21 protein-coding genes and 1 tRNA gene are annotated in these 21,159 nt (G+C 63.0%); 11 read left to right on the top strand and 11 right to left on the bottom strand.

Translation table 11 applies throughout. The features are described 5' to 3' along the window. Positions 1-55: 55 nt before the first annotated feature. Positions 56-1,732 carry a urocanate hydratase gene (gene hutU / locus ACIOJF_RS10720; RefSeq protein WP_105656345.1) on the bottom strand — a complete coding sequence of 559 codons (1,677 nt, stop codon included), beginning with the start codon at positions 1,730-1,732 and terminating at the stop codon, positions 56-58. A gap of 130 nt (positions 1,733-1,862) precedes the next feature. Then, positions 1,863-3,077: an ROK family protein gene (locus ACIOJF_RS10725; protein WP_105661943.1), complete on the bottom strand. Its 1,215-nt coding sequence runs from the start codon at positions 3,075-3,077 to the stop codon at positions 1,863-1,865. Between the two features lie 158 nt (positions 3,078-3,235). On the opposite strand from ACIOJF_RS10725, the gene ACIOJF_RS10730 reads away from it, so the two are divergent. The 7 genes from ACIOJF_RS10730 to ACIOJF_RS10760 all read left to right on the top strand — a co-directional run bounded on the left by ACIOJF_RS10730 (position 3,236) and on the right by ACIOJF_RS10760 (position 10,562). Next, positions 3,236-3,976 carry a sugar phosphate isomerase/epimerase family protein gene (locus tag ACIOJF_RS10730; protein ID WP_402741633.1) on the top strand — a complete coding sequence of 247 codons (741 nt, stop codon included), beginning with the start codon at positions 3,236-3,238 and terminating at the stop codon, positions 3,974-3,976. Between the two features lie 5 nt (positions 3,977-3,981). After that, positions 3,982-5,094 carry a Gfo/Idh/MocA family protein gene (locus ACIOJF_RS10735; protein ID WP_105661941.1) on the top strand — a complete coding sequence of 371 codons (1,113 nt, stop codon included), beginning with the start codon at positions 3,982-3,984 and terminating at the stop codon, positions 5,092-5,094. 46 nt (positions 5,095-5,140) lie between these two features. After that, the gene (locus ACIOJF_RS10740) at positions 5,141-6,493 is read left to right on the top strand and encodes an ABC transporter substrate-binding protein (protein WP_133833997.1); all 1,353 of its coding nucleotides are present in this window, start codon (positions 5,141-5,143) and stop codon (positions 6,491-6,493) included. A 95-nt stretch (positions 6,494-6,588) separates the two neighbouring features. Next, entirely contained in the window at positions 6,589-7,581 is a 993-nt protein-coding gene (locus ACIOJF_RS10745) for a carbohydrate ABC transporter permease (protein WP_105656350.1), read from the top strand. Beyond that, a complete protein-coding gene (locus tag ACIOJF_RS10750; RefSeq protein WP_105656351.1) occupies positions 7,574-8,413 on the top strand; it encodes a carbohydrate ABC transporter permease in 840 nt (279 codons plus the stop codon). Before ACIOJF_RS10745 ends, ACIOJF_RS10750 begins: the two co-directional genes overlap by 8 nt. Before the next feature lie 18 nt (positions 8,414-8,431). Further along, a complete protein-coding gene (locus tag ACIOJF_RS10755; RefSeq protein WP_402735139.1) occupies positions 8,432-9,538 on the top strand; it encodes a Gfo/Idh/MocA family protein in 1,107 nt (368 codons plus the stop codon). A gap of 13 nt (positions 9,539-9,551) precedes the next feature. Continuing rightward, entirely contained in the window at positions 9,552-10,562 is a 1,011-nt protein-coding gene (locus ACIOJF_RS10760) for a sugar phosphate isomerase/epimerase family protein (protein ID WP_402741634.1), read from the top strand. A gap of 7 nt (positions 10,563-10,569) precedes the next feature. Here ACIOJF_RS10760 and ACIOJF_RS10765 read toward each other — a convergent pair whose 3' ends face one another. The 4 genes from ACIOJF_RS10765 to cobA form a co-directional block, all read right to left on the bottom strand. Continuing rightward, positions 10,570-11,343, bottom strand: a complete 774-nt coding sequence (locus ACIOJF_RS10765; protein ID WP_402735141.1) for an IclR family transcriptional regulator — start codon at positions 11,341-11,343, stop codon at positions 10,570-10,572. Positions 11,344-11,544: 201 nt separating this feature from the next. After that, complete coding sequence (locus ACIOJF_RS10770) at positions 11,545-12,453, bottom strand: carbohydrate kinase (protein ID WP_105656354.1); 909 nt, start codon at positions 12,451-12,453, stop codon at positions 11,545-11,547. A 46-nt stretch (positions 12,454-12,499) separates the two neighbouring features. Next, positions 12,500-13,600, bottom strand: a complete 1,101-nt coding sequence (locus ACIOJF_RS10775; RefSeq protein ID WP_402735142.1) for a uroporphyrinogen-III synthase — start codon at positions 13,598-13,600, stop codon at positions 12,500-12,502. Continuing rightward, the gene (cobA, locus tag ACIOJF_RS10780) at positions 13,600-14,619 is read right to left on the bottom strand and encodes a uroporphyrinogen-III C-methyltransferase (protein ID WP_402735143.1); all 1,020 of its coding nucleotides are present in this window, start codon (positions 14,617-14,619) and stop codon (positions 13,600-13,602) included. Before cobA ends, ACIOJF_RS10775 begins: the two co-directional genes overlap by 1 nt. A gap of 290 nt (positions 14,620-14,909) precedes the next feature. Between cobA and ACIOJF_RS10785 the strand changes: the two genes are divergently transcribed. Further along, positions 14,910-15,584 carry an alpha-ketoglutarate-dependent dioxygenase AlkB gene (locus tag ACIOJF_RS10785; protein ID WP_105661935.1) on the top strand — a complete coding sequence of 225 codons (675 nt, stop codon included), beginning with the start codon at positions 14,910-14,912 and terminating at the stop codon, positions 15,582-15,584. Here the strand turns inward: ACIOJF_RS10785 and ACIOJF_RS10790 are convergent. Next, the gene (locus ACIOJF_RS10790) at positions 15,581-16,459 is read right to left on the bottom strand and encodes an endonuclease/exonuclease/phosphatase family protein (RefSeq protein ID WP_402741635.1); all 879 of its coding nucleotides are present in this window, start codon (positions 16,457-16,459) and stop codon (positions 15,581-15,583) included. The genes ACIOJF_RS10785 and ACIOJF_RS10790 overlap by 4 nt on opposite strands. Positions 16,460-16,667: 208 nt before the next feature. On the opposite strand from ACIOJF_RS10790, the gene ACIOJF_RS10795 reads away from it, so the two are divergent. Next, the gene (locus tag ACIOJF_RS10795; protein WP_105656358.1) at positions 16,668-17,894 is read left to right on the top strand and encodes an MFS transporter; all 1,227 of its coding nucleotides are present in this window, start codon (positions 16,668-16,670) and stop codon (positions 17,892-17,894) included. Positions 17,895-17,902: 8 nt separating this feature from the next. Here the strand turns inward: ACIOJF_RS10795 and ACIOJF_RS10800 are convergent, their stop codons facing one another. Beyond that, a complete protein-coding gene (locus tag ACIOJF_RS10800; RefSeq protein ID WP_105656359.1) occupies positions 17,903-18,328 on the bottom strand; it encodes a VOC family protein in 426 nt (141 codons plus the stop codon). A 190-nt stretch (positions 18,329-18,518) separates the two neighbouring features. Here ACIOJF_RS10800 and ACIOJF_RS10805 point away from each other — a divergent pair. Beyond that, positions 18,519-18,594, top strand: a tRNA-Ala gene (locus ACIOJF_RS10805). A gap of 134 nt (positions 18,595-18,728) precedes the next feature. After that, complete coding sequence (locus tag ACIOJF_RS10810) at positions 18,729-19,301, top strand: dihydrofolate reductase family protein (protein ID WP_402741636.1); 573 nt, start codon at positions 18,729-18,731, stop codon at positions 19,299-19,301. Between the two features lie 16 nt (positions 19,302-19,317). Here the strand turns inward: ACIOJF_RS10810 and ACIOJF_RS10815 are convergent, their stop codons facing one another. From ACIOJF_RS10815 to ACIOJF_RS10825, 3 genes are read right to left on the bottom strand one after another with little or no spacing between them, the layout of a single operon-like run. Next, positions 19,318-19,905, bottom strand: coding sequence for an NADPH-dependent FMN reductase (locus ACIOJF_RS10815; protein ID WP_105656361.1), 588 nt, complete (start codon positions 19,903-19,905; stop codon positions 19,318-19,320). A 57-nt stretch (positions 19,906-19,962) separates the two neighbouring features. Then, positions 19,963-20,379 carry a cupin domain-containing protein gene (locus ACIOJF_RS10820; RefSeq protein ID WP_105656362.1) on the bottom strand — a complete coding sequence of 139 codons (417 nt, stop codon included), beginning with the start codon at positions 20,377-20,379 and terminating at the stop codon, positions 19,963-19,965. 2 nt (positions 20,380-20,381) lie between these two features. After that, positions 20,382-21,155: an IclR family transcriptional regulator gene (locus ACIOJF_RS10825; RefSeq protein WP_402735165.1), complete on the bottom strand. Its 774-nt coding sequence runs from the start codon at positions 21,153-21,155 to the stop codon at positions 20,382-20,384. Between the last annotated feature and the right edge of the window lie 4 nt (positions 21,156-21,159).

Consider the following 21,159-nt stretch of genomic DNA (forward strand, 5'->3'; position numbering starts at 1 on the left):
TGAATAAATAGCCTGAGGCACCACAATCAGTGGTGCCTCAGGCTATGTGCGCGTCCTACTTCTCCTGTGTGGCCATCGGGATGCGCACGCCGCGTTCAGCGGCAACTTCGGCGGCGCGTTCGTATCCGGCATCGACGTGGCGGATGACGCCCATGCCCGGGTCATTGGTCAGCAGCGCCTCCAGCTTCGCGGCGGCCATTTCGCTGCCGTCAGCCAAGGAGACCTGGCCGGCGTGGATGGAACGGCCCATGCCCACGCCACCGCCATGGTGGATCGAAACCCAGGTGGCACCCGAACTGGTTGCGGTCAAGGCGTTCAGCAGCGGCCAGTCGGCCACGGCATCGGTGCCATCCTTCATGGCCTCGGTCTCGCGGTACGGCGAAGCTACCGAACCCGAATCCAGGTGGTCGCGGCCGATCACGATAGGTGCAGAGACCTTGCCTTCGGCGACCAGCTGGTTGAACAGCAAGCCGGCCTTGTGGCGCTCGCCGTAGCCCAGCCAGCAGATGCGCGCCGGCAGGCCCTCGAACTCCACGTGCTTCTGTGCGGCATCCAGCCAGCGGTGCAGGTGCTCGTTTTCCGGGAACAGGTCCTTCAGCGCCTGGTCGGTGACCTTGATGTCCTCGGGATCCCCGGACAGCGCTACCCAGCGGAACGGGCCCAGGCCTTCGCAGAACAGCGGGCGGATGTAGGCCGGGACAAAGCCGGGGAATTCGAAGGCGCGGGTGAAACCGCCCTTGCGCGCCTCGTCGCGGATCGAGTTGCCGTAGTCGAAGACCTCCGCGCCGGCGTCCTGGAATCCCACCATCGCCTCGACCTGCGCGGCCATGGCGGCCTGGGCTTTCTTGGTGAAGCCGGCCGGATCGGCTTCGGCTTCGGCGTGCCATTGGTCCATGGTGTATTCCACCGGCAGGTAGCTGAGCGGATCGTGGGCACTGGTCTGGTCGGTGACGATGTCGAAGGAGAATTCTCCAGCTTCGTGGCGCTTGAGCAGCGCCGGGAAGACCTCGGCGGCGTTGCCGACGTAGCCCACCGACAGCGGGCGGCCCTCGGACTTCGCGGCCAGGACTTTGCCCAGCGCCTTGTCCAGATCCAGCTCGACCTCATCGAGGTAGCGCTTGGAGGCACGGCGGCGCAGTCGGGTTTCATCCACGTCAACGATCAGCACGGCACCGCCGTTGAGGGTCACGGCCAGCGGCTGGGCGCCACCCATGCCGCCGCAGCCACCGGTCAAGGTCAGGGTTCCGGCCAGCGAGCCCTTGAAACGCTTCTCGGCGATAGCGGCGAAGGTTTCGTAGGTGCCCTGCAAGATGCCCTGGGTGCCGATGTAGATCCACGAACCGGCGGTCATCTGGCCGTACATCATCAGGCCTTCGGCTTCGAGCTTGCGGAAGTGCTCCCAGTTGGCCCAGTCGCCAACGAGGTTGGAGTTGGCAATCAGCACCCGCGGTGCCCACTTGTTGGTCTTGAAGACGCCGACCGGCTTGCCGGACTGCACCAGCAGCGTTTCGTTCTCTTCCAGGTCCTTGAGCGTCTGGACGATCGCATCGAATGCCTCCCATGAGCGGGCTGCCTTGCCGGTGCCGCCGTAGACCACGAGATCCTCGGGGCGTTCGGCAACTTCCGGATCCAAGTTGTTCATCAGCATGCGCAATGGGGCTTCGGTGGCCCAGGACTTGGCGGTCAGTTCGGTACCGCGCGGGGCGCGGACAACACGTGGTTCGTGGCTCATGGCAATTCCTTACGATGTAACGTAGCTAACTGATTCCATCATTGGCTATCGGCCATGGCTTGGGTACCGGAGAATGGGCAGAGCTGTCCGGTATTTCAGAATCGGAGGAATTTCCGGTTGCCTCCAGCTCCTAGGTGGCGGGGATCAGCGCCAGCGCGCTGCGTTCGATGGCCTCCGGGCTCAGGGCTTGGCTGATGGCGATCATGCTGGCTCCGCGCAGGGCTCCAACTTCCCAGCTGCGCGAGGTGCGGATCTGCAGGTGCTGGGTGGAAAGCGGCGCTCCGCGCTGGTAGACCACCTCGCGGATGCCTGCCAGCAGGTGCTCTCCGGCGGCGGAGATCCGACCGCCCACCACGATCAGCGACGGGTTCAGCAAGCTCACGCTGGCAGCCAATACCTCGCCCAAGTCGCGGCCGGCTTGGCGCACTGCATGGATCGCTTGGATGTTCCCCGAGTTCACCAGGGCGACCACATCGGTGTTGCTGTGCGCTTCGATGCCCTGCGCCCGCAATGCGGTGGCAATTTTGGGTCCGGCGGCTACGGCTTCCAGGCAGCCTTCATTGCCGCAATGGCAGTAGATGCCATCGCCGCGGCGGATGCGCACGTGCCCGATATCGCCGGCTGTGCCCTGCGCTCCGCGTTGCAGCAGCCCTCCGGAAATGATGCCCGAGCCGATGCCGGTAGCCAGCTTGACGAAAATGAAGTCCTCGCTGCCGGTCTCCAGCTGGTCCTTCTCGCCAATGGCCATGAGGTTGACGTCATTGTCCACGACCACCAAGGCGTCCAGCTGCTGCTGGAACCAAGCGGGGATGTCGAAGTCGTCCCATCCGGGCATGATGGGCGGATTGGCGGGACGGCCGGTCTCGAAATTCACCGGCCCTGGCACTCCCATGCCTATGGCAATGACATCGTCACGGGTGCGGCCCAGCGAATCGAGCAAGCCATCGGCCAGATCCATCGCGGTCTGCAAGATCGCCACCGGGCCGTCGGCGAAGGAAATGGGAGCCTGGGATTGCACTAGGGGAGTGGGGGCCAGATCGGTCAGGGCAACGCGCAGGTGGCTGGCTCCCAGATCGACGGCCAGCACCAGGCGGGCATCGGGGAGCAGGGCAAGCCGCTGGGGAGGGCGGCCTCCGGTGGACGCGCCATCCGCGATGGTGCCAACCAGGCCCAGCTGGATGAGCACGTCGAGGCGCTCTTGCAGGGTGGAGCGAGCCATGCCGGTCAGGGCGGCAAGGTCCGTGCGGCTGTGCGCGGCACCGTCCATGAACAGTTGCAAGACGTTGCCTGCCCCACTGGCGCCGCGGGCGAATTGCATGCTTTGGGGGCTCGAAGGATTGGCCATGAACCCAGTAAAACACAGCAATGGACGCGAAGCCGAAACACTTTATGAGAATGTCGACATACTTCTATTGACTATCGACAAAAGTAAAACTAGTCTCAAGATGTGATGCAAGTCATGAGCATCTGGATCGCACCCACCACTTCTTTCAGGAGACGCCTTTGCCTGCCCACGACCTATCAATCCAGCTGTACACGCTGCGCGAGCACATCGCAGAGAACCTGGCCGCGACGCTCGAACGCGTAGCTGGCATCGGCTACACGCAAGTCGAGCCGTACAACTTCGTGGCCCGCGCTGACGAGTATGCACAGGCGCTGGCCGAGAACAAACTCAGCGCGCCAACGGCGCACGCACCGCTGCTCTCCTCGGACTACGACGAGGTCTTCGCCGCGGCCGGCAAACTCGGCATCAGCACCGTCATCGATCCGTTCATCCCGGCGGAGCAGTGGCAGGATGCCGAGTCCATCGGTGCCATCGCGCAGAAGCTCAACGCCGCATCCCGGCGCGGTGCCGAATACGGCATCAAGGTCGGCTACCACAACCACGACTGGGAGATCTCCAGCAAGATCAATTCCAAGACGGCCCTGGAATACCTGGCTAGCTTGCTGGACCCGGAAGTCGTCCTGGAAGTGGACACCTACTGGGTTGCCGTGGGCGGCGCCGATGTGCTCCAGCTGCTTGAAGCGCTGGCACCCCGCGTCGTGGCCCTGCACATCAAGGACGGGCCGAAGTCCAAGAACCACAAGGAACAGGTTCCGGTGGGCAGCGGATCCATGCCGATCGACCAGATCATCGACGCCACCAGCGGCATGCTGCATGTGGTGGAACTCGATGACTTCGCAGGCGACATCTTCCAGGCCGTGTCCGAAAGCCGCGCCTACCTCGTAGCAGAAAAGAACTAGGGACTATGGAATTTCAGAATCAGCCCATGGGCGTGGGCATTGTCGGAGCCGGCACCATCAGCGACCAGTACCTGGAGAACCTCACCGCATTCCCGGACCTCGCCGTGCGGTTCATCGCCGACCTGGATACCGAGCGCGCAGCAAGCCAAGCGCGCAAATGGTCCGTGGAAGCCTCGGGAACCTATGCTGAATTGCTGGCCCGCGAAGACATCCAGATCGTCGTGAACCTGACGATCCCGGCAGTTCATGTCGAGGTAGCTCTGCAGGCGGTGGCCGCCGGCAAGCACGTCTGGGGCGAGAAGCCCTACGCGCTGGACCGCGAATCCGGACGGCAGCTGGTCGAAGCCGCCAAGGCAGCAGGAGTCCGCGTCGCCGTGGCCCCGGATACCATCCTGGGTGCGGGCCTGCAGACCGGCCTGCGGCAGATTGAAGCAGGCGCCATCGGCACCCCGCTTTCGGGCCTGGCCATCTTCCAGGGCCCCGGCCCGGAATCCTGGCACCACAGCCCGGAATTCCTCTTCGCCCACGGCGCAGGACCGCTCTTCGACCTCGGGCCCTACTACCTGACCACCCTGGTGCGGGTCTTCGGCCCGGTAGCCAAGGTTGCCGCCCTGGGTTCGCAGGCCCGCGCGCAGCGGGTCATCGGTGCAGGCCCCAAGGCCGGAACCAGCTTCCCGGTCGAGGTCCCAACCCACGTCGGAGCGCTGCTCTCCTTCGAATCCGGGGCCAGTGCGCAGTGCATCTTCAGCTTCGACTCCAAGCTCAAGCGTGCAGGGTTCGTGGAGATCTCCGGAACGGAAGGCACCGCGCAGCTGCCGGATCCGAACGAATTCACCGGAGACACCATCCTGCACCTGGAGGACCAGGAGCCGAGCGTTGTCACCGCCGAAGGATCCACCTACGGGCGCGGCACCGGCGTTGCCGAACTCGCCCAAGCCATCCGCGAGGGACGCAAGGAACGCGTGCCCGGCGAACTGGCGTTCCACGTCCTGGACATCATGGTCTGCGCCGCGGAAGCAATGGAATCGGGAGCATTCATCGACGTGGCCTCGACGGTCGAGCCCATCGCGCTGCTGGACCCAGCCTGGGATCCTTCGGCTCCCGGCATCCTTGCCTGAAGCACCACCCCTTGACAGCATCATCCGCACCTGAAAAGGAATAAACATGTCTGCACCACATTTCAAGAGCAAGCTGGGGCGCTTCACGGCGATTACCTCCATCGCAGCGTTGTCGCTCAGCGGCCTGGCCGCCTGTTCCGGCTCGGCTTCCGGCTCCGGCTCGGAAGAAGCCGGTGGGACCATCACCTACTGGGCTTCGAACCAGGGCAGCTCGGTCACCCAGGACGAGGAGATCCTGGGCGAATCCATCAAGCGGTTCACCGAGGAAACCGGCATCGAGGTCGAGCTGGAAGTCGTCCCCTGGGCCGACCTGTACAACCGCATCCTCACCGCCGTCTCCAGCGGCGAAGGGCCGGACGTGCTGAACATCGGCAACACCTGGGCCACCACCTTGCAGGCCAGCGGCGCCTTCGTCCCCTTTGAAGGCGAGGCGCTGGAGGCCATAGGCGGAGCCGAGAAGTTCGTGCCGGCAGCCCTGGCCACCGGCGGCGCCGAGGGCCAGGCCCCAACCTCGCTGCCGTTGTATTCCATGGCCTACGGTCTGTACTACAACACCAAGATGTTCGAGGAAGCCGGCATCAAGCAGGCTCCGAAGACCTGGGATGAATTCTTGGCCACCGCCAAGAAGCTGACCAAGGATACCGACGACGACGGCAAGGTCGACCAGTACGGCTTCACCTTGGCCGGACAGCGTACCGCCAATAATGCCCACTCCGCATTCATCCTGGGCATGCAGAACGGCGGCGAGCTGTACACCACGGACGGCAAGCCGGACTTCACCAATGATGGCGTCGTCAGCGGCGTCAACGACTGGATCCAGCTGATGGGCGAGGACGGCGTTGTCTCCAAGTCCAACGCCGAGATCAATGACGGTTCGGTGCTGCCAGGGGAAATCATGGACGGCAACGCCGCCATGTTCTTCGACCAGGCCCCGGGCAAGTCCTTCAATGCCGCTGACTTCGAGGACTACGCCATGGCGCCCATCCCGCTGAAGAACGCCGATGCCACCGGGCTGGAAGCCACCCAGTCGCTGGTTGCCGGCATCAACGTGAGCGTCTTCGAGAACTCGGATAACAAGGATGCCGCCCTTGAATTCGTGAACCACCTGCTCAGCGTCGATGAGCAGAAGAAGCTGAACGCCAAGTACACCTCGCTGCCATCGGTCACCGAAGCTTTCGACGACCCGGCCTTCGACACCCCCGAGCAGCAGGCCAAGAAGGAGATCCTGGCCAATAACGCTGCCCCGATGCCGCTGTTCCCCACCGAAGGGCAGATGGAATCCCTCGTAGGCGAGGCCATCGCCAAGCAATTCGCCAGGATTGCCCAGGGCGAAAAAATCACCGAGGCCGATGTCCGCAAGGCATTGGAAGACGCGCAGAAGCAGATGCCGGCTAGCTAGCGGCCCGACACGTTGCACTGGCCGCGGGAGCGGACCTCCTTGCGCCCCCGCGGCCAGTTGCAGCACCCAAATTCGTTTTCATGAAAGGAGACCGAATGTCGGCGCCAGCCCAGACACCGCCTCGAATCAGCGAACCGCTCAAGCCTCGCGACGCTTCAAGGGCGATCAAGCGCAGTTCAATCAAGCGCGACCGGTTCTTCCCCTATGCGCTCTCAGCTCCCGCAGCATTCCTGGAACTGCTGATCCACATCATCCCGATGCTGCTCGGCGTATGGATCGCCTTCCTCTCGCTGACCCAGTTCTCCATTGCCAACTGGGTCAAGGCCCCGTTCGTGGGACTGCAGAACTTCACCACCGCGCTGGACCCCAACGGTCCGATCGGTTCCCAATTCTTCGACGCCCTCGGGCGCACCTTCCTGTTCACCTTCCTGGTAGTGGCAATCGCCTGGAGCCTTGGCATCTTCGCCGCGGTCTTGCTGGCATCCAAATTCCGCAGCAACGGATTCTTCCGCACCCTGTTCCTGGTGCCCTACGCACTGCCAAGCTACGTCACCACCATCGCCTGGGCGTTCATGTTCAACCAGCGCGATGGCATGGTCAACCGCTTCCTGGTCGAAGACCTCGGGATCCTGGAGGAAGGGCCGTTCTGGCTATTGGGCGGGAATTCCTTCTTTGTCATGGTGGTTGTCGCCGTCTGGCAATTCTGGCCTTTCGCTTTCCTGATGCTGCTGGCCGCCCTGCAATCCATCCCGAACGAAGTCTATGAAGCCGCTTCCCTGGACGGAGCCAGCCTGTGGAAGCAGTTCACCAGGATCACCCTGCCAATGATCAAGCACGCCAACGTGGTGCTGCTTTTGATGCTGGGACTGTGGGTGTTCAACCAGTTCGACATCCCCTACCTGCTCTTCGGCCCGGTGTCCCCGGAAGAAGCAACCCTGATTTCCCCGTTGATCTACCAGCAGTCCTTCAACAACTGGAACTTCGGCGTGGGTGGCGCCTTGAGCGTCGTCCTGCTGATTGCCCTGCTGATCGTCTCAGCGTTCTACATCCGACTTGTCATGCCGAAGGGAAAGAGCATCGATGATTGAGACCCGCGGCTTCCGCATCCTGCGAGTTTTCGGACTGGCCTTCATCACCCTGATCATCGTGCTGCCGCTCTACGTGGTGCTCACGACCTCCATCAAGCCCCTCAAGGATGTGCGCGGCGCCTTCGAGTGGATTCCCTCGGAAATCACGCTGGCCCCGTACCTGGATATCTGGACCACGGTGCCGCTGGGCAAGTACTTCGCCAACTCGTTGATCGTGACCATCAGCGCCACCATCCTCTCGGTTTCCATCGCGATCCTGGCCGCCTATGCGCTCTCGCGCTTCGACTTCCGCGGGGCTCGGTCCTTCCGGCTGATCGTGCTCTCCACCCAGATGTTCCCCGGCATCCTGTTCCTGCTGCCGCTCTTCTTGATCTTCACCCAGCTGGAGCGTGCCGTGGGACTGCAGCTGAACGGAACCTACCTGGGGCTGATCGTCACCTACATGACGTTCTCCCTGCCATTCTCCATCTGGATGCTCACCGGCTTCTTTGCCGCCATGCCCAAGGAACTGGAAGAGGCGGCCATGGTCGATGGACTTGGCCGGCTCGGCGCACTGCTCAAGGTGGTCTTGCCGGTAGCACGCCCGGGGATCATCGCGGTGTCGGTCTACTGTTTCATCACTTCCTGGAGCGAAGTGCTCTTCGCCAGTGTGCTCACCAATTCGGACACCAGGACGCTGTCCATCGGCTTGCAGGCCTACGCTTCGCAGACCGATGTGTACTGGAACCAGATGATGGCCGCCTCGGTGGTGGTATCGATTCCGGTGCTGGTCGGTTTCCTCTTCGCGCAACGGCACCTGGTCGCAGGCTTGTCCTCCGGCGCGGTCAAGTAAGAAAAGACAAGGAATTACATGTCCCAGTTGAACAGCCAGCAGGCTGCACCGGCCATGCAGGAACTGAAGGTCGGCGTCATCGGCGGCGGCTTCATGGCCCGGACCCACGCCGATGCGATCCGCCGGGCAGGCGCCCAGCTCATCGGGGTGCGGTCCAACGGCGAGCAATCCACCCGCCAAGCGTCAGCCGCCCTGGGCGTGCCCGGTTTCGGCAGCGTCGAAGCGCTGCTCGCCCAATGCGACGCCGTGCATGTCACCTCGCCCAATGCGTTGCATGCCGAGCAGGCAGCCTCCGCACTGGCAGCTGGCTTGTCCGTTGTTTGCGAGAAGCCGCTGGCGACCAGCGCCCGGGAAGCCGGCGAGCTGGCCTTGCTGGCATCGCGTTCCCGAGCCGTGGCTTCGGTGCCGTTCGTCTACCGCTACCACCCCATGGTGCGGCAGGCCCGGGCCCACGTGCAGGAAGGGAAACTTGGCCGGCTGCTGACCGTGCGTGGCCAGTACCTGCAAGACTGGATGCATACGGTCAGCGACAGCAACTGGCGGGTAGAACCGGCCAAAGGCGGACCTTCGCGGGCCTTCGCGGACATCGGTTCGCATCTGGTGGATCTGCTGGAATTCATTGCGGGGGAGCGGATCGTTCGGCTGAACGCGGCCACCTCCATTGCCCATAAGCAGCGGGGCGCCGTGGACGTCGATACCGAGGATGCTGCCGCCTTGATTGTGCAGATGGCTTCGGGAGCCATCGGCACGCTGATGGTGTCACAGGTCAACGCCGGCCGGAAAAACGCCTTGACCATCGAGTTGTCCGGAGACCGGTCGGCGCTGGAATTCAAGCAGGAAAAGCCGGAAGAACTGTGGATCGGCAAACCCGACATGTCCTCGATCCTGTCCCGCCAGGCCGCTGATCTCAGTCCCGATGCCGCACGCTTGTCGGTGGTACCTGCAGGACACCCGATGGGCTACCTTGATGCTTTCGCCGCTTTCGTGGCCGACACCTACGCGGCGATCCGTCGCGAAGCACCCGAAGGGCTTCCAACTTTTGCCGATGGCGCCCGCGCCTGCCGTTTGACCGATGCCGTTCTGGAATCGGCTGATTCCGGGGACTGGATCGACACCGATGACTAGAGGAGAAACCACCATGAACGCGACGCATCCAGTGACGCTATTCAGCGGCCAGTGGGCTGATATGCCCTTCGAAGAAGTCGCCCGGCTGGCTTCAGAATGGGGTTATGACGGATTGGAAATCGCAGCCAGCGGTGACCACCTGGACCTCAAGCGTGCCGACGAGGATCCGGCCTACCTCCAGTCGCGGCTGGAAATCCTGGACAAATACGGGCTGAAAGCCTGGGCGATCTCCAACCACCTGGGCGGCCAGGCTGTCTGCGATGATCCCATCGACTTCCGCCACCAGGCCATCCTGCGCGACTATGTCTGGGGCGATGGGGATGGGGAAGGCGTCCGCCGGCGGGCCGCCGAGGACATGAAGCGCTCGGCCCGCGTCGCCCGCAAGCTCGGTGCCGATGTAGTGGTTGGCTTTACCGGCTCGAGGATTTGGCAGTACGTCGCGATGTTCCCGCCGGTTCCGGGCGAGGTCATCGATGCAGGCTACGAGGACTTCGCGGATCGCTGGAATCCGATCATGGACGAATTCGATGAGCAGGGGGTGAAGTTCGCGCTGGAGGTGCACCCATCCGAGATCGCCTACGATCACTGGACCACCGTGCGCACCATGGAAGCAATCGGCCACCGCGAAGCGTTCGGGCTGAACTGGGATCCAAGCCATATGTTCTGGCAGGGCATCGACCCGGTCGCATTCATCACCGACTTCGCCGACCGCATCTACCACGTGGATTGCAAGGACACCCGGATGCATCATCCCAACGGGCGCAATGGCATCCTGGGTTCCCATCTCCCGTGGGGCGATCCCCGCCGGCGCTGGGACTTCGTCTCCACCGGCCACGGAGACATCAACTGGGAAGATGCCTTCCGCGCACTGGACTTCCACGGGTACAAGGGCCCCATCTCCATTGAATGGGAAGACGCGGGAATGGACCGCTTGCACGGTGCGAAGGAAGCTGTGGGCTACATCCGCAGCCTCCTGTTCAAGCGCCCCGAAGCGTCCTTCGACGCGGCATTCTCGAACCAGTAGCCCCTGGCTAGGACTGACGCTTGCCCTGCACCCGCGAGGTAATCACCGAAGCGGTGGCGCGGATCTGCAGCAGGAGAGTCTCCCACTGCTCTTCGGGGACACGATCGGCCAGGAAGGTGACAGCAACGGCGGCCACCGGCCAATCGCTGGAATCCCGGATTTCTACCGCGAGCGAGTGGAAATCCGGGGTGACATCCCCGCGCTCTACGGCATAGCCGCGCTGCGTGCTCTGGTCCAGCTCGCGGCGCAACTGCGAGTAGCTGGAGATCGATGACTCGGCCACTCGCTCCGTGAAGCTGGCAGCACCGGGGTAGAGCGCACGCACCTGGGATTTGGGCAGCGCGGCGAGAATTGCCCTGCCGGATGCGGTCAGGTGCGAAGGCAGGCGAACACCCACGTCGGTGACCAAGGATGGCCGGCCCTTGGCGCGTTCTTCGACAATGTAGAGAACATCGGAACCATGCAGCACGGCCAGGTGGGCGCTTTCCCCGACCTTGTCGACCAGCTGGGCAATCAGCGGGGCACCCAGCCGTGCCAGCGGTTCCTGGCGGGTATAGGCGCTGGAAAGCTCAAAAGCGGAGACACCCAGACCATAGGATTTGTCCTCTGGATAGTGGGTGATGAATCCGTGCTCCAGCATCACGTTCAGCAGCTGGTAGACACTGGATCGAGGAAGCTCCAGCAACGTGGCGATCATTGCCGCCGGAGTCGGGGTCTTCCTGCTGGCCAGCAACCTGAGGATCCGCAAGGTGTTATCGGCCGCTGGAACCTTGCTGCCCATGGGGCCTCCTCAATGAATCGTGCATAGTGCTCTGCAAGGAACTCTAGCAACCTGGTCAGCGGTTTCCTTCGATAGTCCAGGCTGCTGGGCTGGCTGCCGGCGGATAATGCTAGTCACCCACAACGAATGAAATAAATAGTCGCTGGGATCAGCGCCATTCCAGGCGGAGATCCCAGCGACTATCGGCCAGAAATGAAAGGTCTAGCGCGTCGTGGAACTGAGGAAATGATTCAGCTCGTCAAGGGTTGGAGGATTCGCCCCGGCGCGCGACACGGTGATTCCCGCGCACACCGAAGCGATCTGCATGACCTTCTCCAGCTCGACGCTGTCCAGCTGCGTGCCATCGCGAAGGGACTTGGCCAGCGAGCTGTCCAAGATGGCGTGGAGCAGCCCGGCCATGAACGCATCACCGGCGCCGACCGTATCTACGGTACGCACCGAAATCGAGGGAACCATGACCTCGCTTTGCCTGGTCCGGGCCTCGGCTCCGCGTGCGCCGAAGGTGATGATCGCTAGCGATGCCCCGCGCTCCAAGAAGTGCTCCAGGATGCGATTGGTGTCCCATCCCGGATAGAGCCACAGGGCGTCTTCGTCACTAAGCTTGACGATATCCGCCAGCCCGGCCAGCTTCTCGATCTGCTTGACCGATTCTGCCCGGTCCTCGACCAGCTCCGGACGCAGGTTCGGATCGAAGCTCAGGATCTGGCCCGGTGGGGAAGCCTCGAAAGCCTCATGGATTCGAGCGGCACTCGGACCCTGGAACGCTGCAACGGATCCTGAATGGAACAAGGTGGCTTGGGTCGAAGCCATGCTCTGCAATTTGCAGTTCAGCTGGAACTCGTAGTTGGCATCTCCGGACTCGTCCAGCACGACGGTGGCGCTGGAAGTCTGCGCATCGGTGTGTGATCCGGCTGCGAGCTGAACGCCTGAGGCCGCCACATGTTCGGCGATCAGCCGGCCATGCTCGTCATCGCCGATGTCCGTCTGGAGCAGGACTTCGTGGCCCAATCGGCCCAGTCCAACAGCAACATTCATCGGGGAACCGCCGGGATGCGCCACACCATCGACGATATCGACTAGGGCTTCACCGGCAACCTGAATATTAACCATGACATCGATCCTACGTAACCCGGAGGGAAAAAGCCCATCGGGGTGATCATACGTTCAGCCTGTACCCACGTTTGATGACCGTGGCGATGATTTCTGGTTGCGGCAACGCCTTGCGCAGCCGGCTCAATGTCATATCCAAGGCATGCTTGGAACTGGCTTCCGGAAGTGCGGCCCCCAGCTCGTCGCGGGAGAGGACGCTGCCGCCGGCCTCGATCAGCGCCCGCACCAATTCGGCCTGCCCGGGCGTCAACTCGCAGTTTTCGTCCTGGACCGAGAGGGTACGACCGCGCAGCTGCACCTGGCCGTGGACCGTTTGGGCCTGCAACGTGCCCAGCGAGGCCAGATGCTCCACGAGCTGGCCGATCATGGCACCCATGCGATGGCGCTCGGGAACCAGCGGGCAGATGCCCGCCTCGATCAGCGGGGCAGCAGTCACCGGTCCAACGGTGGCCACTGCGACGCGCTCGGCCAGGGAGCGCAGCAGAGCGGGCAAGCGATTGCGCGCCTTGGCAGCGGCGAACAGCGCGTGCACGCTCGGCGCGCTGGTGAAGGTCACCGCGTCGAAGTGGGCGGCGCACAGGCCCTCCACCAAAGCAGAAATCCCGCTATCGCTGCTGGTGTCCTGCCAGCGGTAGGGCTCCACCTTCAGCACCCGGCGAGCGCCCAGCTCGCGCAGGCTCTGGGGCATTCCATGGTCGGAATCGGCATGAAGCTGCAAGGCGACGGTGGCGCCCTGGAGCTTGCCCTCCAGCAGTTCCAGCATGGAGGCGCTGCGCCCGTCCTTGGCCACGGCGGCCGGCTCCAGGCCCAGTGCCTTGACGGCGCCATGGGCTTTGGCCCCGCGGACGTAGAGCTGTGCCTGCCCGAGCGCTGCCAGCAGCTCGTCGCCAATGCCGGCAGCCTCGGAGGTATCAACCCAGCGGCGCAGTCCGTAGGCGGTTGTAATGACGGCTACCTGCGGACGGACCTCAAACAGCTTTTGCGTTTGCGCGATCAGTTGCTGCTCATCGTCCAGCGGGGCGAGCTGGAGCAGCGGAGTATGGGTCACCTCGGCGCCGCGGCGTTCGAAGGCTTCGATGAGTTCTGCGGAACGGCGGTCGCTGGTGACGGCCAGCCGGAAGCCGGCCAAGGGTTTGGGGCTGCTCATCAGGCCACTTCCAATTGCGCTGCCAGCGTGGCTGGCTCTTCTTGCGCTGCCGCGTTCACCAGGGTGGCCGGCAGTCCAGCGACTTCACCGATGACAATGACTGCAGGGTTGGAATGGCCGCGGGCTGTTTCGGCGAGATGGGCTAGCCGGGTGCAGCTGGTGCGCTGGATGTCGGTGGTGCCGGATTCGACGATGGCGCATGGCATTTGCGGGTCCATGCCGACCCGGTGCAACCCGGCGACGGTCTGCTCGATGGTGCCCATGCCCATCAGGATCACGATGCTTCCGCCCAGCTTGGCCAGATGGTCAAGCTGCGCATCGCTGAGTGGATCGTGGGCCGAGACCACGGTGAACATGGTGTTCACCCCGCGGGCGGTGACCGGGATGCCGGCTGCTGCCGGCACGGTGATGCACGAGCTCAGTCCCGGGATGACGCTGATCGGGATGCCCGCAGCGGTAGCGGCCGCGATTTCTTCGAAGCCGCGGCCGAAGACGAAGGGATCTCCGCCCTTGAGCCGGACTACGGCAGCGCCACCGCGGGCCGCTTCGATCATCAGGGCTTCGATATCCCGTTGGGTGAGCTTGTGGTGTCCAGGAAGCTTGCCGACGTCCACGATTTGAGCTTGCGGTGCGAGAGCGGGCAGGTGCGCTGCGGGACCGAGCCTGTCGGCGAAGACGACTTCTGCTTCGGCCAGGGCCCGCACGCCGCGCAGGGTCAGCAGGTCCAATGCGCCGGGGCCGCCACCGAGCAGGGTGATGGATCCGGCCCGGGTCGCTGGTCCAAGGTGCATGACGGGAATGCGCGCGGCCTGCACCACCGAGGCGAAGCGCAGCGGTTCGGCATCGCAGATCACCAGCAGGCCGGCTTGTTCCAGCAAATGTATTGCCTGGAAGGGCCCGTCGGCGGTGAGCACCGTGGCGCCCTCCGCCCGGAAGCGCAGCGCAGTATTTTTGCTCCCGGATTTACTTCCAGCGATCAGCACAGTGCATCCGCGCAGTTCGAGGTCGATGCCAATCATGGTTTCCTTGATTCTGCTCGAGTTTCTAGGGGTGACATGGGATTCTCCTTGAACTAGTGGATGCACCCAGCTTAGGCGCCCAGGTTTTCCCGGAGGTATCGCAAATGTTTCAAGCGCAATAATTCGAGTAAAGGTTAACCTTTTCGAAATGTTCGCGAGGGTAAGACGAAACACAAAGTCTCTAATGTAAATATTGTTGCGAGGCACCGGCCTGGCTGATCCTGCAAAGTTCAGTGAGCGAATACGCGGGAGACTTGCCGAGTTCTGCCTGCAACGGGCACGCTGGGAACATGGAATCCCTGTTCGACGACAGTGCACTGCCCCGTAGTGGGGGAGCCTTGCGCCCAGGAGCCTGGCACTTGCCGGGGTGGCTGGACGCGCCCGCGCAGCAGTGGATCGTCCGGCGCTTCTTCGAATGGGGCAGCGGGCCTGTTCCGCCGCACCGCACAGCCGTCAACGGCCATCCGATGAGCGTGCAGAGCTTGTGCCTGGGGTGGCATTGGAGCCCGAACCGCTACTCCAAGACCGCTGACGACCTGGACGGGCAATCAGTGGCGCCCATGGAAGACTGGCTGGTCCGCTTGGGCAAGCAGGCGGTCGCAGAAGCTACGGGGGACCTGCAGCGCGCGCAGGACTACCAGCCCGATGCGGCTATCGTGAACTACTACGACGTGCAGGCCGCCATGGGCATGCACCAGGATGCGCAAGAGCGCATCAACGCCCCGGTGGTTTCGCTGTCCATCGGCGATTCGGCAACATTCCGCCTGGGCAATACCGAGAACCGCAACCGGCCATGGCAAGAGATCCGGCTGGCTTCGGGGGACCTGTTCGTCTTCGACGGCCCCTCACGCTTCGCCTATCACGGGGTGAGCAAGATCCATGCCGGGACCGCACCTGCAGGCCTGGGCCTTGGCGGCGGACGCATTAACATCACGCTGCGCCAGACCGGGCTGGAAAGGAACTAGTTCCCCAGATCGATCGTGGCAGCGAGCGCGTAATGATCGGAATCGGCGATTTCCAGCCGCTCCAGGCCTGCTGATTCGACGCCGCGTAGCATCACATGATCGATGCCGAGCATCGGGAACAGGGACCGCGGCCAGGTCAGGGCCAAGCCCCAGTCGCTGTAGTGGGCTTCCTCCAACTGGTTAGCGACCGGCGCGAAGTGGCGGTCGGAGCTGGTGGCGTTGAAGTCTCCGGCGGCAACGATCTTCGGAGATTCGTCATCGGCGAGGTAGCCGGCCAAGGAAGCAAGCATCATGTCCCGCTCGTGATGGCCGGTAGGCCTGGCCGACGCCGCATGCACAGCGTACAGGCGGACATCCCCTTTTCCGCTGGCCACGTCCACCCGCAACGCGCGGTCCCAACCCAGCCCCAGATCCAGGGGCTCTGGATTCTTCAGCGGATAGGCGCTCCACACGCCTACGGTGCTGACCATGTAGCTGTAAGGATGGGATTGGGCGAGCTCGGCGGTGATTCCCGGCTCCTGGCCTTCACCGATTTCCTGCAGGGTGATGACCTGCGCGCCGTTGGCTGCCAATTCGCGGGCAGCCTGCACGCCCGCAGACTCGTGGACGTTTTGCGTGGCAACCAGCAGGGAAGCTTCTGGTGCGCGCCGGTCCGAAGGCAGGAACGCCGGCCCGAAGAGCACAGCCCAAACAACGACCGGTACGAGCAGGCCGATGAAGCTGATGCGTCCGCGCACCACCAAGGCCATCAGCAAGAGCACTGGAATTCCGAGGCCCATCCACGGGGCCAGGTTATCGACGATCAATCCGAGACCCAGGACATCGGGGATCTGCTGGTGGAACACCATTAGCCCGGCCAGCGCGAGACAGAGCATGACAAAGAAGAACCTCGCGATTATTCGCGAGGCCGACAGGCGATGGTGCGATGAATGAGGCATAGGACTTAATACAGTGGCACAAAATACTGTGGGATTCGTAATTTTCCGCTCGGGGATTGCCACTGTCGCCCGATGCAGTCACTACGATGGATAAGAGCGCCGAGGGAGCCGCTTCCCAAGACCCTGCCATGAATTGAGAAATTGAATGACTGCCTATGTATCTGGCGGAAAACTACTGCTGGCAATTGTTGCCTTGGCCATGGGCGGCGTCGGCATCGGTGTCACTGAGTTTGCCATGATGGGCTTGCTCCAGGAAGGTGCCGCCGATCTGGAAGTGGGCTATGCGCAGATGGGCCTGATGATCAGCGCCTACGCAATCGGCGTGGTGGTGGGCGCCCCGGTGCTCACTGCGCTGGCTGCCAAGATCCCGCGCAAGCGTGCGGTGCAGCTGCTGATTCTCTTCTTCACGCTCGCCAACCTCTCCTCATTCTTCGCTCCGGACTACAACACCATGCTGGTGACCCGCTTCCTTGCAGGCCTGCCGCATGGGGCCTACTTCGGACTGGCCGGTGTGCTTGCCGGCAGCTTGGTTCCGGCCACGATGCGCGGACGCGCCATTGCCTGGGTGATGCTCGGGCTCTCGGTGGCCAACGTTGCCGGTGTCCCGTTGGTGACCCGGCTCGGCCAGGAATACGGCTGGCGTTCGATGTTCCTGGTCGTCACTGCGATCGGCGTGTTGACCGCTGTGCTGATTAGCTTGTTCGTCCCATGGCGCAAGACCGATGCCGGGGCGAGCATCCGCCGCGAGCTGACCGCCTTGAAGAGTGCCCAGGTGTGGCTGGCGATGCTCACCGGCATTGTCGGCTTCGGCGGATTCTTCGCGGTGTACTCGTACATTTCGCCCACGCTGACCGAAGAAGCAGGACTGCCAATTGAGCTGGTGCCGCTGGCTTTGGCGCTCTATGGCGTAGGCATGGTCGTTGGTTCGCTGGCCGGTGGCAGGCTTGCCGACTGGTCGATCTTCGGCGCGATCAAGCTTTCTTCCGTTTTCATGATCGCCACCATGCTGATTTTCGCTGCCGTGACCAGCTGGGTGGTTCCGACGATGATCATGGTCTTCGTGATGGGCGCAGTGGGTTCCCTGCTGATCCCTGCGTTGCAGACGCTGCTGATGGATTCGGCCCCGCATGCGCAGTCGCTGGCTGCTTCGCTGAACCACTCGGCGCTGAATGTTGCCAACGCGCTGGGCGCTGCCCTGGGTGCCGCGGTGATTGCCGCCGGTTACGGCTTCCGCGCCCCATCTGTGGTTGGCGCTGGGCTGGCCGCCTTGGGCCTGCTGATCGCGTGGATAACCCAGATCCGCGCGAAGAAGGTGGGCCTGCTCGTAGGCCGCGAGGCTTTGGAAGCCCGCGAGCAGGCGCGCACCCACTAGCGCTTCGGCTAGCTGGCCAACGCGGTGATGTTGAACATCCAGACCACGCCGAACTTGTCGCGCAGCTCGCCGAAGGAGTCGCCCCACGGGGCCCGCTCCAATGGCATGTTGATCTGGCCGCCTTCGCCCAATCCTTCCCACCACCGGGTCAGGGTCTCCGCGTCGGCTCCGGCCGTCCCGTCGCTGCTTAGCGCGATCACGCCATTGCCCCGGACGTCCATTTCGGGCGGGGTGTCCGAGGCCATGAAGTGCAGGCCGCGTTCAACGAATAGCGAGGAGTGCATAATCTGGTCGGCAACGGCCGGATTATTGTCATTCATGCCTTCTTGGAAGGTCATCATGGAAAGCTCGCCACCGAGTACCTGGTGGTAGAACTCCATAGCTTCTTTGGCATCTCCGGCGAAACGCAGGTATGGGGTCAGTCCGATGGTCATGGGATTGCGCCTTTCGAAGGAATGGGTGGGGCCGGCAGGTCCCGACCCATATTCTTCCACTTGGGGAGCACCGTGTGAATAGAGGATTGTGACCAGCGTCTCGAACAGCCGATTTGGAGTTTTCGGCAGTGCTCCGGTAAAGTTTTATCTCGGTTCAGGGGTTGTGCAAGCCACTGGAATCACCTCGTTTGGGGGTATGGCGCAGTTGGTAGCGCGTCTGCATGGCATGCAGAAGGTCAGGGGTTCGAATCCCCTTACCTCCACCAAATGGAAAAAAACCGGGAAACATCAGAAATGATGTTTCCCGGTTTTTTCGCATTCTCCCAAGTTCCCAACAGGCCATGCTGTAGGGTTGGCTCAATTTCCCAGACGTTTCCGTCTTCGAGCCAAGGGAGAATCAATGAGAGAACTAACCTACTTCGTTGCAGTGAGCTTGGACGGGTACATTGCCGGTCCTCACGGCGAATTCGATGCATTCGCGGTGGCTGGCGACCACGCGGCGCCCATCTGGGACCGCTACCGCGGCACCGCGCCGACCCAGCTGGCAGAGTCGGCTGGACTGCCTATCGAGGGGTGCCCTTTCGATACGGTGCTGATGGGATGGAATACCTACGCGGTCGGCTTGCCAGCACTGCCCAGCCCGTACTCGCATCTGAGACAGATTGTTTTCACGCGCGAGCACTCTTCACCTCCAGGAAGCCAAGAGGTGCAGTTCACCAGTGCGGATCCGCGAGAGGTCATCGGGGAACTCAAATCCCAACCGGGTGACGGCATCTGGCTGTGCGGCGGAGGGCAATTGGCCGCCAGGCTCCGGCCGGACATCGGCAGGTTGGCCCTGAAGGTGCAGCCGGTGATGTTCGGGTCGGGTATCAAGCTCTTCGGGGACACAGGGTATGCCCCGGATCGCTGGAGGCTGGAGAACATGCAGTCTTTTGCCTCCGGAGTCTGTCTTGCCGAGTACTCGCGCGGCTAGTGGACGTTGGAGGCGGCTACATTCCTTCGTCTCCGATATGACCCGCAGCTGTCGCATCGAGCACACGCTCAACGAACGCCGCGTATTCGCCCATGTAGTGGGCCAGGAACTTCTCGGTGTCCGGGTTGCTGATGCTCCCGTCCTCGCCGAAGTCTTCGGGACGGTACTGCAGGTAGACCTCGGGGGAGTTCAGCTGCGGGGCATCCAGGAAGCTGAGGACGCTGCGCATGCTGGACTGCATGACCGCGGTACCGATGGCTCCGACCGAAGCGCCGAGCAGGCCGGTGGGCTTGCGGGCGAAGGAGTTGGTGCCCCAGGGCCGCGAACCCCAGTCGATGGCATTTTTCAGCGCACCGGGAATTGAACGGTTGTACTCCGGGCTGATGAATAGCAGGCCGTCCGAGGCCTCGATGGCGGTCTTTAGCGCGGTCCCGGCTTCGGGATAATTATCATCGTAGTCAGCGCTATACAAGGGCAGATCGCTGATCGGGATTTCCGTGAAACTGAGGTTTTCAGGTGCCAGGGCTATCAGGGCCTTGGACAGGACGCGGTTGATGGAGTTCGTGGCGAGCGAACCGACGAAATAGCCGATGTTGTAATCCATGGAACCACTTCAGCACCGGGGTGAGGGGTGGCAAAAGGCCCTCGGGCAAACTCCCAGCTAAGCCAGGCCGCCTGGATGACCGCGCTGCGCAATCTGGTGCGAACCGAAGTCCGAGAAGTCGGCGGCGCCCGGCGGGCCCCAAACAGTGAGCACGCGCAGGTCCGTGCCGCCGGGATTGCACAGGTCGTGGTCCACTCCGGCATCGGCCAATACGCTGTCACCGGGACCGAGCTCGTATACGCGCTCGCCGACCCGCATCCGCGCCCGGCCCTCGATCACCTGGTAGAACTCCTGCAAAGCTCCCTGGCCCTCGTGGCGATGGAAGCCCTCGAAGCCGCCTGGTTCTATCACCCAGGTCTGGATGGCTACCGGCATCCCGGTGTGCCCGGCGAAGTGGTGGCTGACCTTCATGGCTGAGCCTTCGTGCATCCGGTAGTCGAAGGCATGGGCATCGCGCGCTTCAAACGGATCCATGGCTATCCCTCCGCCTGGTATCCCAGCCTGGTGCTGATTCGCCTTGCTGCGGCACGGGTGCTGGAGCAAAGCTGCTCCAGCTCATCGGCGCCGATGCGGTAGAACGGAGCGGCGGTCATGGCGCAGGCTACGAGTTCACCGCGGTGGTCGAGGATGCCTGCGGCCACTCCGACCTCCTCGGCGGAAGTCTCGCCGTAGTTGACCGCGTAGCCCCGCTCGCGTACAAGATCCAGGCGTGCCTGGTATTCGGCGGGGGCCGTGCCGGCAAGATCGATCTCTCCGTTGGAGATCAGCTCCGCGCGGCGTGCTGGATCCTCATTGGCGAGGAATACCTGGACGGTAGCGCTCAGCCCCGAACGGTACCGCGACCCCATGACCGAGGTGTGCTTGACCAGATGGGTTGAAGGCAGCTGTTCTACCGAAATCGACTCGCTGCCGTCCCAGATGTTCAGTACAGCGGTCTCGCCGGTAGCTTCACGCAGATCTTCCAGAATGGGGTAAGCCACCTGCCGCACGTCCAGGTTGGCAAGCAATGGTCCGGCAATGGCAATCAGGCCGACACCCAAGCGGTACTTGCGGGTTTCCGCGTCGCGATCCACAACGCGTTCCTGCTCAAGGGTGGCCAGAATGCGCGAGACGCTCGATTTGTGGAGGCCGACCTGCTCCGCGATTTCGGTGACGCCCACTACCGGGCGCTCAACGGTGAAGCAACGGAGCACATCGAGCACGTTGACGATCACCGAGGTGCCTCGGGTTTCACTGCGAATTTCAGTCATTTCC

Source organism: Glutamicibacter sp. NPDC087831, assembly GCF_044742845.1.
Classification (GTDB): Bacteria; Actinomycetota; Actinomycetes; order Actinomycetales; family Micrococcaceae; genus Glutamicibacter.

Bases quoted from the DNA above. Each gene is read 5' to 3' on its own strand.
- ACIOJF_RS10760 (WP_402741634.1), top strand. From the start codon at position 9,552: ATGAACGCGACGCATCCAGTGACGCTATTCAGCGGCCAGTGGGCTGAT.
- ACIOJF_RS10755 (WP_402735139.1), top strand. From the start codon at position 8,432: ATGTCCCAGTTGAACAGCCAGCAGGCTGCACCGGCCATGCAGGAACTG.
- ACIOJF_RS10770 (WP_105656354.1), bottom strand. From the start codon at position 12,453: ATGGTTAATATTCAGGTTGCCGGTGAAGCCCTAGTCGATATCGTCGAT.
- ACIOJF_RS10765 (WP_402735141.1), bottom strand. From the start codon at position 11,343: ATGGGCAGCAAGGTTCCAGCGGCCGATAACACCTTGCGGATCCTCAGG.
- ACIOJF_RS10790 (WP_402741635.1), bottom strand. From the start codon at position 16,459: ATGCTCTGTCTCGCGCTGGCCGGGCTAATGGTGTTCCACCAGCAGATC.
- ACIOJF_RS10795 (WP_105656358.1), top strand. From the start codon at position 16,668: ATGACTGCCTATGTATCTGGCGGAAAACTACTGCTGGCAATTGTTGCC.
- ACIOJF_RS10725 (WP_105661943.1), bottom strand. From the start codon at position 3,077: ATGGCCAATCCTTCGAGCCCCCAAAGCATGCAATTCGCCCGCGGCGCC.
- ACIOJF_RS10740 (WP_133833997.1), top strand. From the start codon at position 5,141: ATGTCTGCACCACATTTCAAGAGCAAGCTGGGGCGCTTCACGGCGATT.
- ACIOJF_RS10735 (WP_105661941.1), top strand. From the start codon at position 3,982: ATGGAATTTCAGAATCAGCCCATGGGCGTGGGCATTGTCGGAGCCGGC.
- ACIOJF_RS10825 (WP_402735165.1), bottom strand. From the start codon at position 21,155: ATGACTGAAATTCGCAGTGAAACCCGAGGCACCTCGGTGATCGTCAAC.
- ACIOJF_RS10785 (WP_105661935.1), top strand. From the start codon at position 14,910: ATGGAATCCCTGTTCGACGACAGTGCACTGCCCCGTAGTGGGGGAGCC.
- ACIOJF_RS10820 (WP_105656362.1), bottom strand. From the start codon at position 20,379: ATGGATCCGTTTGAAGCGCGCGATGCCCATGCCTTCGACTACCGGATG.
- hutU (WP_105656345.1), bottom strand. From the start codon at position 1,732: ATGAGCCACGAACCACGTGTTGTCCGCGCCCCGCGCGGTACCGAACTG.
- ACIOJF_RS10745 (WP_105656350.1), top strand. From the start codon at position 6,589: ATGTCGGCGCCAGCCCAGACACCGCCTCGAATCAGCGAACCGCTCAAG.
- ACIOJF_RS10800 (WP_105656359.1), bottom strand. From the start codon at position 18,328: ATGACCATCGGACTGACCCCATACCTGCGTTTCGCCGGAGATGCCAAA.
- cobA (WP_402735143.1), bottom strand. From the start codon at position 14,619: ATGATTGGCATCGACCTCGAACTGCGCGGATGCACTGTGCTGATCGCT.
- ACIOJF_RS10815 (WP_105656361.1), bottom strand. From the start codon at position 19,905: ATGGATTACAACATCGGCTATTTCGTCGGTTCGCTCGCCACGAACTCC.
- ACIOJF_RS10810 (WP_402741636.1), top strand. From the start codon at position 18,729: ATGAGAGAACTAACCTACTTCGTTGCAGTGAGCTTGGACGGGTACATT.
- ACIOJF_RS10750 (WP_105656351.1), top strand. From the start codon at position 7,574: ATGATTGAGACCCGCGGCTTCCGCATCCTGCGAGTTTTCGGACTGGCC.
- ACIOJF_RS10775 (WP_402735142.1), bottom strand. From the start codon at position 13,600: ATGAGCAGCCCCAAACCCTTGGCCGGCTTCCGGCTGGCCGTCACCAGC.